Source organism: Flavobacterium buctense, from assembly GCF_014486695.1.
In the GTDB taxonomy this organism is placed as follows: domain Bacteria; phylum Bacteroidota; class Bacteroidia; order Flavobacteriales; family Flavobacteriaceae; genus Flavobacterium; species Flavobacterium buctense.
Genome location: NZ_JACTAB010000010.1, coordinates 42811 through 56293 on the forward strand (window position 1 = coordinate 42811; position 13483 = coordinate 56293).

At 35.2% G+C, this 13483-nt stretch carries 14 protein-coding genes; 2 read left to right on the forward strand and 12 right to left on the reverse strand.

Translation table 11 applies throughout. The annotated features are described in order from the left end of the window. Positions 1 to 7 precede the first annotated feature (7 nt). Entirely contained in the window at positions 8 to 349 is a 342-nt protein-coding gene (locus ICG50_RS12325; RefSeq protein WP_187661206.1) for a hypothetical protein, read from the forward strand. Positions 350 to 542: 193 nt separating this feature from the next. Here the strand turns inward: ICG50_RS12325 and ICG50_RS12330 are convergent, their stop codons facing one another. The 5 genes from ICG50_RS12330 to ICG50_RS12350 all read right to left on the reverse strand — a co-directional run bounded on the left by ICG50_RS12330 (position 543) and on the right by ICG50_RS12350 (position 6877). Then, complete coding sequence (locus ICG50_RS12330) at positions 543 to 2333, reverse strand: acyl-CoA dehydrogenase family protein (RefSeq protein ID WP_187661207.1); 1791 nt, start codon at positions 2331 to 2333, stop codon at positions 543 to 545. A gap of 38 nt (positions 2334 to 2371) precedes the next feature. After that, a complete protein-coding gene (locus tag ICG50_RS12335) occupies positions 2372 to 2716 on the reverse strand; it encodes a four helix bundle protein (RefSeq protein ID WP_187661208.1) in 345 nt (114 codons plus the stop codon). A 21-nt stretch (positions 2717 to 2737) separates the two neighbouring features. After that, positions 2738 to 3919 carry an acetyl-CoA C-acyltransferase gene (locus tag ICG50_RS12340; protein ID WP_187661209.1) on the reverse strand — a complete coding sequence of 394 codons (1182 nt, stop codon included), beginning with the start codon at positions 3917 to 3919 and terminating at the stop codon, positions 2738 to 2740. A gap of 97 nt (positions 3920 to 4016) precedes the next feature. Further along, on the reverse strand, positions 4017 to 6407 hold the full coding sequence (locus ICG50_RS12345; RefSeq protein ID WP_187661210.1) for a 3-hydroxyacyl-CoA dehydrogenase/enoyl-CoA hydratase family protein: 2391 nt from the start codon (positions 6405 to 6407) through the stop codon (positions 4017 to 4019). Between the two features lie 38 nt (positions 6408 to 6445). Further along, positions 6446 to 6877, reverse strand: coding sequence for a MarR family winged helix-turn-helix transcriptional regulator (locus ICG50_RS12350; RefSeq protein WP_187661211.1), 432 nt, complete (start codon positions 6875 to 6877; stop codon positions 6446 to 6448). 469 nt (positions 6878 to 7346) lie between these two features. Here ICG50_RS12350 and ICG50_RS12355 point away from each other — a divergent pair, with 469 nt between their 5' ends. After that, positions 7347 to 8342, forward strand: a complete 996-nt coding sequence (locus tag ICG50_RS12355; RefSeq protein WP_187661212.1) for an IS110 family RNA-guided transposase — start codon at positions 7347 to 7349, stop codon at positions 8340 to 8342. A 196-nt stretch (positions 8343 to 8538) separates the two neighbouring features. Here ICG50_RS12355 and ICG50_RS12360 read toward each other — a convergent pair whose 3' ends face one another. The 7 genes from ICG50_RS12360 to ICG50_RS12390 form a co-directional block, all read right to left on the reverse strand. Continuing rightward, positions 8539 to 8979, reverse strand: a complete 441-nt coding sequence (locus ICG50_RS12360) for a GNAT family N-acetyltransferase (protein WP_187661213.1) — start codon at positions 8977 to 8979, stop codon at positions 8539 to 8541. A 261-nt stretch (positions 8980 to 9240) separates the two neighbouring features. After that, complete coding sequence (locus ICG50_RS12365; protein WP_187661214.1) at positions 9241 to 9849, reverse strand: WG repeat-containing protein; 609 nt, start codon at positions 9847 to 9849, stop codon at positions 9241 to 9243. A gap of 330 nt (positions 9850 to 10179) precedes the next feature. Then, a complete protein-coding gene (locus ICG50_RS12370) occupies positions 10180 to 10503 on the reverse strand; it encodes a hypothetical protein (protein WP_187661215.1) in 324 nt (107 codons plus the stop codon). Between the two features lie 162 nt (positions 10504 to 10665). Continuing rightward, complete coding sequence (locus tag ICG50_RS12375) at positions 10666 to 10971, reverse strand: type II toxin-antitoxin system RelE/ParE family toxin (RefSeq protein WP_187661216.1); 306 nt, start codon at positions 10969 to 10971, stop codon at positions 10666 to 10668. Then, entirely contained in the window at positions 10955 to 11194 is a 240-nt protein-coding gene (locus ICG50_RS12380) for a hypothetical protein (RefSeq protein WP_222940206.1), read from the reverse strand. The genes ICG50_RS12375 and ICG50_RS12380 overlap by 17 nt, the downstream gene beginning before the upstream one ends. A gap of 655 nt (positions 11195 to 11849) precedes the next feature. After that, complete coding sequence (locus ICG50_RS12385) at positions 11850 to 12215, reverse strand: hypothetical protein (protein WP_187661217.1); 366 nt, start codon at positions 12213 to 12215, stop codon at positions 11850 to 11852. A 173-nt stretch (positions 12216 to 12388) separates the two neighbouring features. Then, the gene (locus tag ICG50_RS12390) at positions 12389 to 13321 is read right to left on the reverse strand and encodes a hypothetical protein (RefSeq protein ID WP_187661218.1); all 933 of its coding nucleotides are present in this window, start codon (positions 13319 to 13321) and stop codon (positions 12389 to 12391) included. Between the last annotated feature and the right edge of the window lie 162 nt (positions 13322 to 13483).

A 13483-nucleotide genomic window follows, 5' to 3' on the forward strand; every position in this document is an offset into this window, starting at 1 on the left:
ATGCGTTTTGAAATCAATATGGTTTTTTATTAAAGTTACGGTTAGAGGCGGAATATTATTTTTACTTCCTTTTGTTTTTATCATTATGATAGTGGAGAAAATAATTTCTATACTTTCTTCAATCATAACTCCTTTAGCCGCAAAGTTTGGCATCGATCATTTTGCCGGAAAAGCTACTATTGGTATTCTAATAGCTTTATGTGTTTTTATCATTTGCTTTTTGGGAGGTTTATTGATGAGAATTTATATTTTCAAGAGAATAAACGAAATTTTAGACGAAAAGTTATTGAAACTTTTCCCGGCCTATGATGAATTAAAATCAAAAGCTCCTAATAAAAATAAAGAATAGAACTTCTCGATTTTTTAGTTGATTTATTAATTTGAAATAGGAAACAAAGTAATCAACTAAGTAGTTGGTCATATGTACAAATCATTTGTGTGACTAATGATTATTATAATTTTTGTATTTGAGATTCGCAAAAAAAAACCGCAACAGTAGTAAACTGTCACGGTCTTTCAACACAATTAACTTAACTAAAATCCTAAAAACAATAACTATTTTCTGCTACCAACTTGGTGGTAATCGTTTCTCTTAATCCAACGATGTTTGGCATGTTGGTATATTTGGTGAATCGGCGTAATCCCATGAGCATCATGCGTTGTTCGTCGCCTTCGGCAAAAGAGATAATGCTTTCTTTTCCTTTTTGAGTTACAACATCTACAGCTTTGTATAAATACAACTTAGCCATGGCAATTTGTTCATTTACATTAGATTCACCTTCCTTTTTAGCTAATTTTTCAGTTCTTAAAATGGTGCTTTCTGCAATGTAAATTTCGATTAGCATATCAGCAGCTGCCATAAGTAATTGCTGGTGTGCGTCTAAGTCCATGCCGTATTTTTGAACCGCAGCTCCGGCTACCATTAAGAAAGCTTTTTTCAATTTGGCCACCATTTCTTTTTCTTCTGAAAACAATTCAGAATAATCCGGTGTGTCGAATGACGGAATGCCCATTAATTCTTCTTGTACTTTCATGGCGGGTCCAAGTAAATCAACATGACCTTTCATGGCTTTTTTGATTAGCATTCCTACCGATAACATTCGGTTGATTTCATTCGTTCCTTCGTAGATACGAGCAATACGGGCATCACGCCAAGCGCTTTCCATAGGCGTATCTTCTGAGAATCCCATGCCGCCGTAAATTTGAATACCTTCATCAGCACAGTTTTGAACGTCTTCTGAAACCGCTACTTTTAATATGGAACATTCGATAGCAAATTCTTCAACTCCTTTTAATTCCGCTTCTTGATGGCTTGCACCTTCAGCTTCTCGCAATTTGATACGGTTTTCAATGTCTTTTGCTGCGCGATAAGTAGCACTTTCTCCGGCATAAGCGGAAGTCGCCATTTCGGCTAATTTATAACGAATGGCACCAAAACTAGAGATTGGTGTATTGAACTGAATTCTTTCATTAGCATAATTCACCGCATTGGAAGTTACGCGACGTTGCGCATCCAAACAAGCGGCAGCTAATTTGATACGTCCAACGTTTAAAGCGTTCATGGCAATTTTGAAACCTTCTCCACGTCCGGCCAACATATTTTCAACCGGCACTTTTGTATCGGCAAAGAAAACCTGACGAGTAGAGGAAGCGCGAATACCTAATTTGTGTTCTTCTTCGTTCATGGTGATTCCGTTGCTTGGGTCATTTTCTACGATGAAACCGGTGATGTTTTTATCATCTTCGATACGAGCGAATACGATGAATACTGAACAAAAACCTGCATTAGAAATCCACATTTTTTGTCCGGTGATGTTGTAATGTTTACCATCTGCAGATAAAACAGCTTTTGTTTTTCCGGAGTTGGCATCAGATCCTGCGCCCGGTTCGGTCAAACAGTACGCACCAAACCATTCTCCTGAAGCTAATTTAGGAACGTATTTTTGTTTTTGCTCTTCGGTACCGTATAAAGTAATTGGCGTCGTTCCAATTCCGGTATGCGCACCAAAAGCTGTTGAAAACGAACCTGTAGCGCCCGAAATGTAATCACACACCAAACAAGTATCTACGAATCCCATGCCCATTCCGCCATAAGCTTCAGGAACGGCTACGCTTAGGAAACCCATTTCTCCGGCTTTGCGCATTACTTCTTCGGTAAAGGCATAGTCTTTCTTTTCGAAACGGTCTTTGTTGGGCCAAATTTCTTTATCTACGAATTCCTTAACAGAATCGCGCATCATGATTTGTTCTTCTGAGAAATCTTCGGGTGTAAAAACGTTTTCACATTTGGTTTCCTTTACCAAAAACTGTCCACCTCTTGTTATATCTTCCATTTCTTTATTATTTTAAATTTTGAATTATAAATTTTAAATTATTTCGTTTGTGCTGTTTTGATAATCTTAGTTATGATATTGATTATGTGCTCAATTTCAATGAGGTACTCATTTATTTGTATTTTAGTTAATTCTGATTTGTCTAACAACCGCAACCAATATTTTGTTTCTCTTGCTTCTTTATTGGCTATTGAAAGTTTATTGATAAAATCCTTTTTTGATTGAGCCGCTATTGCTTCTTCTACATTTGCTCCGATACTTGTTCCGCTTCTTAGCAATTGTTTGGAAACTATAAATTCATTTTCTTTTTTTAATTGAATAAATAATCTGATAACCATCAGAGAAAAATCTAATGTTTTATTGGCAATCAGATTGTCTTTCATTTAAAATTTAGAATTCAAAATTTATAATACTTCATAAACGCCTGCCGCACCTTGTCCGGTTCCCACACACATGGAGACGATACCGTATTTGTCACCTCGGCGTTTCATTTCGTCAAATAATTGCACAGATAATTTAGCTCCGGTGCAACCTAACGGATGTCCTAATGCAATGGCGCCACCATTTACATTTACGATATCAGGGTTGATGCCTAATTCTCGAGTAACGGCTAAAGCTTGTGAAGCAAAAGCTTCATTTAATTCGATTAGATTAATATCATTTAAAGTCAGGCCTGCTTGTTTTAAAGCTTTCGGAATGGCTTTTACCGGACCGATTCCCATGATTCTCGGCTCAACACCGGCTGCGGCATAACTCACCATTCTTGCAATAGGAGTGAGGTTTAGTTCTTTGACCATTTCTTCGCTCATGATTAAAACAAAAGCAGCGCCGTCACTCATTTGAGAAGAGTTTCCTGCTGTTACGCTTCCGCCGGCAGCGAATACAGGTTTTAATCCTGCTAGTGCTGCAGTGGAAGTTCCTGCTCTTGGTCCTTCGTCTTTGGTTACGGTATATGATTTTGTTTCTTTCTTGCCGTTTTCATTGATGAAGGTTTGTTCGATGGTGATTGGAACAATTTGTTTATCGAATTTACCTTCGGCTTGTGCTTGCAATGCTTTTCTGTGTGAATGGAAGGCAAACTCATCTTGGTCTTCGCGAGACACGTTGAATTGTTTGGCTACAGCTTCAGCAGTTAAACCCATTCCCCAGTAATAGTCTTCGTGACCTTCAGCCGCAACGCTGTAATCCGGTGTTGGTTTGTAACCGCCCATTGGAATAAAACTCATGCTTTCGGCACCACCGGCGATGATGCAATCGGCCATACCGCTTTGGATTTTGGAAGTAGCCATCGCAATGGTTTCTACTCCGGAAGCGCAATAACGATTCACCGTTACACCCGGAACATCGGTTACTTTTAATCCCATTAACGAAATCAAACGGGCTACGTTTAATCCTTGTTCGGCCTCAGGCATGGCGTTTCCAACCATAACGTCGTCGATTCTTGTTTTGTCGAAATCAGGTAATTCATTCATCATGAATTGTATGGTTTCGGCAGCTAACTCGTCGGGGCGTTTGAAACGAAAAACTCCTTTTGGGGCTTTCCCGACAGCGGTTCTGTATGCTTTTACTATATATGCTGTTTTCATTTTTACTATTTTAAATTTTGAATTATAAATTTTAAATTGGGTTGAAGTTTTAACGATTTCAAATCATTTAAAATTCAACATTTATAATTTAAAATAATTAATTTCTCAACGGTTTTCCTTTGGTTAACATAAACTGAATTCTTTCCAATGTCTTTCTTTCGGTGCAAAGCGATAGGAAAGCTTCTCTTTCAATATCTAATAAATATTGTTCGCTTACCAATGTCGGTTCTGATAAATCGCCACCAGCCATAACGTAAGCCAGTTTGTTAGCAATTTTTTGATCGTGTTCCGAAATGTATTTTCCGGCTACCATTTGGTCGGTTCCAACTAAGAACATCCCTAAGGCTTGCTTGCCTAAAACTTTTACATCGGTTCTTTGAATAGGTTGGGTATAACCGGCTTCTGCCATTAGCAAAGCGTGTTTCTTGGCTTCGGCTATTTGACGGTCTTTGTTTACGACTACAATGTCTTTTCCTTTTTGCAATACGCCCATATCAAAGGCTTCGTAGGCTGATGTAGCTACTTTTGCCATAGCGACAGTTAAGAAGTATTCTTGAAGCACATTCAACTCTACATCGTTTTTACGGAATAGGTCGGAAGCGCGTAAGGTCATTTCTTTTGAACCTCCGCCACCGGGAATTACGCCGACACCGAATTCCACCAAACCAATATAAGTTTCTGCTGCAGCTACTACTTTATCAGCGTGCATGCTCATTTCGCAACCACCACCAAGTGTCATGCCGTGTGGCGCAACGATAACCGGAATAGAAGAATAACGACAACGCATCATCGTGTCTTGGAACATTTTGATGGCCATGTTTAGTTCGTCATATTCTTGTTCGACTGCCATCATGAAGATCATTCCGATATTGGCACCAACAGAGAAATTAGCTCCTTGGTTTCCAATGACTAATCCGTTGTATTGTTTTTCGGCTAAGTCTATGGCTTTGTTGATTCCCACTAAAACGTCACCTCCAATGGTGTTCATTTTCGACTGAAATTCAAGGTTTAAGATGCCATCGCCTAAATCATGTATTACGGCACCGCTGTTGCTCCAAACTTTCTTGCTTTCGCGAATATTATTTAGGATAATGAAACTGTCTTGTCCCGGAACTTTGGTTTGTGATTTGGTTTGACTATTGTAATAGTAAGTTGCACCTTCTTTAACGGTGTAGAAACTTGTACTTCCTGAAGCGAACATTTCATTCACCCAAGCGGCCGGTTGGTAACCTTCGGCTTGCATTAATTCGATGCCTTTCGCTACGCCGATAGCGTCCCATATTTCGAATGGTCCGTTTTCCCAGCCGAATCCGGCTTTCATCGCGTCGTCTATTTTGTAGAAGTCGTCAGTGATTTCGGGAACTCTATTGGATACATAAGCAAACATAGCCGAGAAGTTCTTTCTGTAAAATTCGCCTGCTTTGTCTTTTCCTTTTACTAAAACCTTGAATCTATCAATAGGTTTGTCAATGGTTTTTGTTAATTCTAAAGTACCGAACGAAGCTTTCTTTGCGGCTCTGTACTCCATTGTATTTAAATCTAAAGACAAGATCTCTTTGTCTACTTTTTTATAGAAACCCTGACCGGTTTTGCTACCGAGCCATTTGTTTTCCATCATTTTGTTGATGAAATCAGGCAATTTGAATAACTCATGCGCTTCGTCGGTTGGGCAATTTTCATATATTCCGTTAGCTACGTGTACCAAAGTATCTAAACCAACTACATCTACCGTTCTGAAAGTCGCCGACTTTGGGCGACCGATTACCGGACCGGTTAACTTATCTACTTCTTCTATGGTTAAGTCCATTTCTTTGACCAAATGGAATAAACTTTGGATCCCAAAAATTCCAATACGGTTTCCTATGAACGCCGGAGTGTCTTTGGCTACGACCGAAGTTTTGCCTAAAAATTTAGAGCCATAGTCAAATAGGAAATCTAATACTTCGTTGGATGTTTTTGGTCCCGGAATGATTTCAAATAACTTTAAATATCTTGCCGGATTGAAGAAGTGCGTTCCGCAAAAATGCGCTTGAAAATCATCGCTTCTTCCATCGCTCATAAACTTAATTGGAATGCCCGAAGTGTTTGAGGTTACTAGAGTTCCCGGTTTTCTGTATTTGTCGATTTGTTCGAAAACCAATTTCTTGATGTCTAAGCGCTCTACTACGACTTCTATAATCCAATCGTAATTGTCAATCTTAGCCATGTCATCGGTGGTGTTTCCTGTGGTAATACGGGAAGCAAACTTCTGACTGTAAATAGGTGATGGGTTTGATTTCAAAGCATTTGCTAAATGCTCGTTGACCAAGCGGTTGCGAACGACTTTACTGTCGAGTGTCAATCCTTTCTTTTCTTCGGCTTCGGTTAAAGCATTTGGGACAATGTCCAAAAGCAAAACTTCAACACCAATGTTAGCAAAATGACAAGCAATTCCCGAACCCATGATTCCGGAACCTACTACTGCCACTTTTTTTATTGTTCGTTTCATTTTAAAACTGTTTATAGTTTGTAGTTTATGGTTTGTAGTTAAAATATTTTTTTCTCCGAGATCAAATCACCAATCGCATCAGCCACTTCCATGAAGTGCTGTAACTTTTCTTCTGGGATGTTTTGTTTCACCACTTCATTGAATTTTAATACAGTGATTTTAGACTGTTCTCTCATTTGTTTGCCTAAAGGAGTGAGATAAATAAGAACACCCCGGCCGTCTTCGGGATTTTTCTTTTTGGTGATTAACCCTTTTTCTTCTAACGTTCTTAAAGTTCTGGTTAGGCTTGTGGCTTCCATGCCCATTCTTGAACTGATAAATGTGGATGGAGTACCGTCTTCTTTATCAATACTCAGTAAGGCAAAACCTATCGCCATTGAGCCTTCAAATTTTGAAGCTTCTTCATTGTACATACGAGCAACTGCTTGCCAAGTAGCTCGGAGTATATAATCTATGGTTTTATCTTTCATACCTATAAAATGCTAAAACGTTTTCGTTACGAATTCAAAGATAATAAAAAAATAATATGCATGCATACTATATTTAAAAAAAAATTATATTTTTTTGTTTTCAGGATGAGTAAAGGAGAAGAAGTGAAAAATCGGTGGCAATAAATTTATTGATTCATTTAACCCCGTACTTTTCTTTTTAGTTCTATTTTCCTTACTTTTATGTAAAGAAATTTTAAAGACAAATAGCTGTAAAATAGACCTTGTATTATTTCAAATAAGTACTATTTAAAAGCAACTGTTTCACTCATAGACAGCAATTAATTAACCGAAGCGAAAACGGGTGAACTAAAACGTTTCGTAGGGTTGTGACCTATAATCTGCATCAGTCCCGTTTTCTTTTCGGCACTTACTTTGGTTATTTAAAATGATGATTTAAGATTACAAAAGGCTACAATACAGCAGATTAGTACTATTCAAAGGAAAATGTATGAAAAGTATACAACAAACCATTGGTATTGATGTGTCTAAATTAACGTTAGATGTTTATATCAAAACCAGTAAAATTCATGGTCAGTTTAGTAATGATGCTAAAGGTTTTGAACAGCTAATCAGTTGGTTGCTGGAGCAACAGGTTACTTTGGACGAAACCCTTTTTTGTTTTGAACATACGGGATGGTATTGTTTGTTATTGAGTTATTTTCTTCATGAAAACAAGTACCCTTATTGTTGTGTCAACGCTATTGAGATCAAACGTTCGATGGGACTTAAAAGGGGAAAAAGTGACAAGGCCGATGCTTGGGAAATAGCCAATTATGCATGGCTTAGAAGAGATGTTTTAATTCCGTCAAAACCTCCGGCTAAGAAATTAGTAGAACTGCAACGAATGATGAGTTTGCGGGAGCAATTGGTCAAACAACTTACAGCAAGTAAAAATCTTTACAAAGGCATGCAAGACTTGGTTAGTGATGAAATAAATGATGTTTCAATAGTTATTTTAAAAGAAAATATGGTTCAATTAAACAAGCAAATTCAGACTACAGAAAAAGCGATGAAAAGTTTAATAAAACAGGATGAAACTATGCTAACTAATTACAAGCTTTCAAAAACAGTTAAAGGTGTTGGAATGGTACTGGCCATTCAAATGTTACTCCATACACATAATTACACTCGATTTGAAAGTTCACGCCAATTTTCTGCTTATTGTGGGTTGGCACCTTATCCGCATCAATCGGGTACTAGTATTAATTATCGGCATAAAATTCATTATCTCAGTGACAAGAAGATGAAAAGTTTGCTTTCAATGTCTGCTATTAGTGCCATTCAGCATGATGAAGAACTCAAGTTGTATTATCAAAAAAGGGTGGAAGAAGGAAAGCCCAAAATGGTGGTTTTAAACATTATCAGAAACAAAATTGTATCAAGAGTATTTGCAACGGTCAACCGAGGGACGCCTTTTGTTGCTATGCGTAAACTTAGTGTGTGAAATTTGATATTTATTTTTGAGAGGCAAGAATTAGCTATAGTTGTAACAAACTAGTGCTGTGAATAGTACTTAAAAGATAAGTGTTGGAATGGTTAAATAGCAACGCAAAATAAAAGTATTAATAATACCTTACTGTTTTTAAGTTTACTAAGTTTGGTATTGTAACTAGTAGTAGTTAGCAATAAGGCCAAACTCTTTACTTGTTTTTTAAGGTCCATAACCAAGCATCACCAATTTCATGATCTTGTACTACCTCAGTAAACTCAAAACCGTTATGCTGTAAAATTTTAGTTGAAGCATTATTTTCGGGTGCTGTTGTGGCTGTTATTGTCATTGTTGGGTCGAATTTTTGAGAAATTAAGACTAGTTCCCTACATGAAAACGTTGCGATTCCCTGTCCTTCAAATTCTTCGAATGTCCAGTAGGCAATTTCAACTTTTCCATCTTTGGGTTTTCCTTTAAACCCACAACAACCTACAATTTGATTGTCTTTTATTACAAAGTATCCAATCCATGGAAAATAATAACCAATTTTTTGATAGAAATCGTCATAAGCATTCAACAACATTTTGCAATTTTCTGAGGCGTAAATTTCTTCGGATTTATCAACTTTTAATTCAATTGGTTTAAGTTCCATTTCTGTTTATTTTGGTTCAATTTTACTTGTATTTAAACGTTACTTAAGCTTGCTACAAAGGGTTTCTGTGGACTGAAGAAGCCGAAACTTTTTCTTAAACATGAATTTAAAGACACAAAACTACTTTAAATTAAACCAAAATCCGCAATCTTGCATTACCTGTGTTGTAGCTGGGTTTTTTATGTATGTTGAATAATAAAACACATTATTTTACTTTAACCAGCCATAATCACAAACTGCTGTTAGCGGTAGTACTTGTTATTATGGAGCTTTCCATTTTATTTTACTTTCTATTTCTTCAAATGTAAAATTTCCTAATTCTTGTATTTTCCCTTTTTCATTTATATATCCGTTTTTTTTACAAACAATTGAAAAATGGTGACAATCATTTTCTTTTGCATGTTTGTCCCAAGGAATTTTATCGCAATTTTCACTAATAATTGCTTTGCTATTATGAAAAGAAGTTACCATTTCAAATTGTGGTTTTATGATAATGTTGCCTTTATAATCTGCAAAGCCAATTTTATTATTATCATCAACAATTCTTATTTTATTGTCAATGATTTCATCCGGAGAAGGTTCTCCATAGCTTGTATTATAAACTTTAAAAAGAATGTTTTCATTAAAATCAATTGCAATCCAACCGCTTTTGTCTTTCATTGCAAAAACCGCAAAATAGCCAAGCACATCTTCTGTAAAACATATAATGTATTTAGAGTCATCTAACTCTTTAATTTTATTTCCTTTTTCATCAACGATATAATATATAGAATCATCTTTAGTCTGTTTGGATTTAACAACAAACTTCAGTTGTTCATTCATTGAAAACAATGGAAATGTGATAAGTAAAATTTTTAGGATTAATTTCATTTTCTACAGTTTGTACTGAAAGTAGTTGCTAACGTATTGCGGCTTGTGATAGTGGCGACGATTAATTACTGATGATTTCAAATATAAAATTCCTTTTTGAATTTTCGGAGAAAATTCGGGACAAGCCCAAGCGCGCAGTAGTTACAAACTGCTGTTAGCGGTGGTTTTGTTTTATTAATAATATATATTTTCTACCACATTCTCCAATTTTCGTGTAGTTATTCATCGAGTTTCCATAATTCTGGATTGTTAATGTATCGTTACCGACAAATGCTTCAATTCCAATTGGAATTTTAATGTTTTCTTTTTCAACTTCATCTATTTCATCACTTACATCACCAAGATATTCATCCCATTTGATTCTTCAAAGACTATGTATAATTCATTTGGATCATTTTTAATAAACTTCACTTTCCCTTTTAAGTCACGTAAATCTGTTTTTAAGTGATAAGAATACTCATTTTTATTTTTAAGTATCTCTACTGATAATTCACAGTTTTCACTTTCGTTTGGGTCAATTTCAGTTTTGTAAAACCCTGAAATTGTATCTAAAACTCTGAATTCATTCTTTTCTTGAATTATAGAATTAGTCTTTTTATTTCCACAAGAAATTAAAAAGAAAAGCGCGAAGAAAAAGGTTGTTGTTTTATACATAATTTCTAAGTAGGCAAAATCAACGCTAACGTTCCGCGGCTTGTGATAGTGGCGTTCTTCATTCACTTGCGTTTTCAAATATAACTAAAATTTCAGTCAGCCGAGACATTTCTGATAAAACCAAAACCAGCCATAATCACAAACTGCTGTTATACAACTGTTTTATTTTAGCTTTCTTTTCTTCGGATTTTGTCTGTTAGAAAAAAATGAAATTATTTCAATCTGCTCATTTGTAACTCTGTAGTAAAGAGTATTGTATGACAAAATTACAACACGACGAATTTCTTTTTTATAATCAGATGCTTGAAATAAATTTGGATTCTGCGAAATCAAGGCTAATTTTTCTTCAATATTCTCTGCTAAATTCCGTAACTCTTTTTCAGTCCAATTTTCCTCAAGATATTCAATTGTTTTTTCTAATTCTTTAAGAGCAAAGTCTGTCCAAAGAATTTTATAACCATTTTTCATAAATCTTTCTTGCGTTTGAATGAGGATTAAGTTTACCTGAATTAGCGTCTTTAATTCCACTTTCAATTGCGTCTTTCTCGCTTTCTGAAATTGAATTCCACCAATCTTTACTTTCTTTTTTTCTCAACTCCATAATTTTCTCAATTACTGTTGAATCCTCAATCGAAGAAAGCCATTGGATTAATTCCAATTTTTTATTCTGTATGTTTAATTCAATTTTCATAACTCATTTGATTTAATAATCAAAAGTACAAATTAATTCATTAGGTCTAAAAAAACGTGAACGAAAACTGTTGCATAACGTTCCGGCGCTTGGCGAGGTTGCGAACTTCGAAACCGATTATTTTCTGTTAAAGATAAAATTTCTTGTGAAATGTAAACGTGTATTTACTACAAAATTCGCAATTGTGTGAAACGGCTGTTATAAATCCGGCGTTTTATGTTGAATTACATAAGCACGCAAAGTAACCACAAACATTTGCCGGTTTCATTTTGGTTTCTTTTCCAGTTTCCATTTCATTCAAAATTTGTAGCAATATTTTTGTAGCATTTTATATTGCTACATTTTTTTTGCTACAACTTTTTCACGCAAACTTTTCACGCAAACTTTTTCAACTTTCAAAATTCTAGCGCAACAAATTCCATTCTAATTTCGATTTCTTTTTGAGCAAACTTGGAAATAGGAGTGAAGCTTAAACTAAAAAGTTCTAGCGATGGAAAACGCTGGTTTATAACGTTTTGCAGCTTGTAACTGCTGCGATGATTTATTACTGATGATTCCAAACATAAAACTCCTTTTTGATTTCCGCCAGGAAATCGGGGAGAAGCCCAAGCTACGCAGTTGCTACAAACGGCTGTTAGCGGTAGGTGGCTGAGTTTCACTTTTCAATATCTCTTTTAAAAAATCCGGCAACACTTTCCGCTTTCCGACTTTTAATTCCGGTTTGTTTCATCAATTCAGCCAACTTTATAAAACTTTTTTCAAATTCCTTTTCAACTTTTCTAGATTTAAAACCATAAACTTCCCAAGCTGAGCCTGAACCGCCCCAAATGTCGACGGTTAATAAATGTTTTACAAACTTTTCTTTGTCATCATTATATAAATATTGCAATGGTTTTCTGATCGCATTAGCTTGAGGCGTGAATCCATTATCACGCAACAATTCAAGAATTTGAGTCAGTGTTTCTATTAACTCTTCTTTGTTTATAATATTTATTTCTTTTCGTTTAAATAGTCCGAACATGATTTTTTGCAGATTTTTGGCCACTTACCGCTAACGTGCCGCGGCTTGCAACAGCTGCGACGATTTATTACTAATGATTCCAAGTATAAAACTTGGCTTTGAATTTTCGAAGAAAATTCGGTGGACAAACCAAGCCACGCAGTTGTTGCAAACTGCTGTTAGCGGTAGGTTTTTTATTCAACCCATTCTCCTTTATTAACTTTTAAGTCTAAAAAGTTTCCATTGTGAGCATTGTATGTGAGTTCACTCTGAAGAAATATTCCGTTTTCTTTATGTTCTTCGTTTATAAATTTCCAAACTAATATGTTATTAACAGTATCGTAATCTAATTCTACGTTTGTTTTGTCTTTAATAAAAAAATTTTTCTCAACGGCTTTTTTCTTAATTTCTTCTAGTGAAATAAATTTATTGCTTGTTGATGATTTTTTAGGGAAATCAATATCTTTTATAATATTTCCAAACTCATCTAATTCAACATTTGAAGTGTATTCTCCAATTCCTTTTTCTAGATTTGTATAGGCGAAGCAAAGAAAATAATAATATCTCGTTTCCATCTTCGCATTTTCAAAGTATTTTTTATAAGGAATACTGTCAATTATTTGTCCTTGTTTAAAATATATATTTTTATAAAATTTTTTGCCAACCCTGGATAAAAGATAGCTTTTGACCTTAGTCGAAATTGCAATAGGTAGTTCACTTAAACTTCTAGGTTCTTTAGAGACATAGCCACCAAAATCAAAGTAAGGACAATTCATAACAAGAGTTTCTTTTGGAAAATTCTTGGCTCTGTAATTTGGATTAGCTTTTAATTCAACAGTAATTGTATCTTTTATTTCCCAGTCTATTTTTTCTTTGACCTTTATGTAATTTGCTTGGTCAATATAATAATAGTAATTTTTAGTTTTATCAAATTTTAAAACCTTTAAATAAAAGTATCCATTTTTATCGGTTATGCCTGTATTTTCTAAGACATCGTTATCATTAATTATGTGTGCTAATATATCTTTCGCTGGTTTCTTTGAGGTAAAATCTACAAACTTGATAGTGCTTTGAGAAAATAAATTCAAGGAGCAGATCAATAAAGAGAATTGAATTAATTTTTTCATGAGTTGATTGTTAAGATGCATTTCTGGAGTAAGTTCTGGAAAACTTACCGCTAACGTTGCAGATTGTGATAGTGGCGTTCCTCAAACACTTGCGTTTCCAAATATAACTAAAATTTCAGTCAGCTGAGACATTTCTGATAAGCCCAAAACCAGCCATAATCA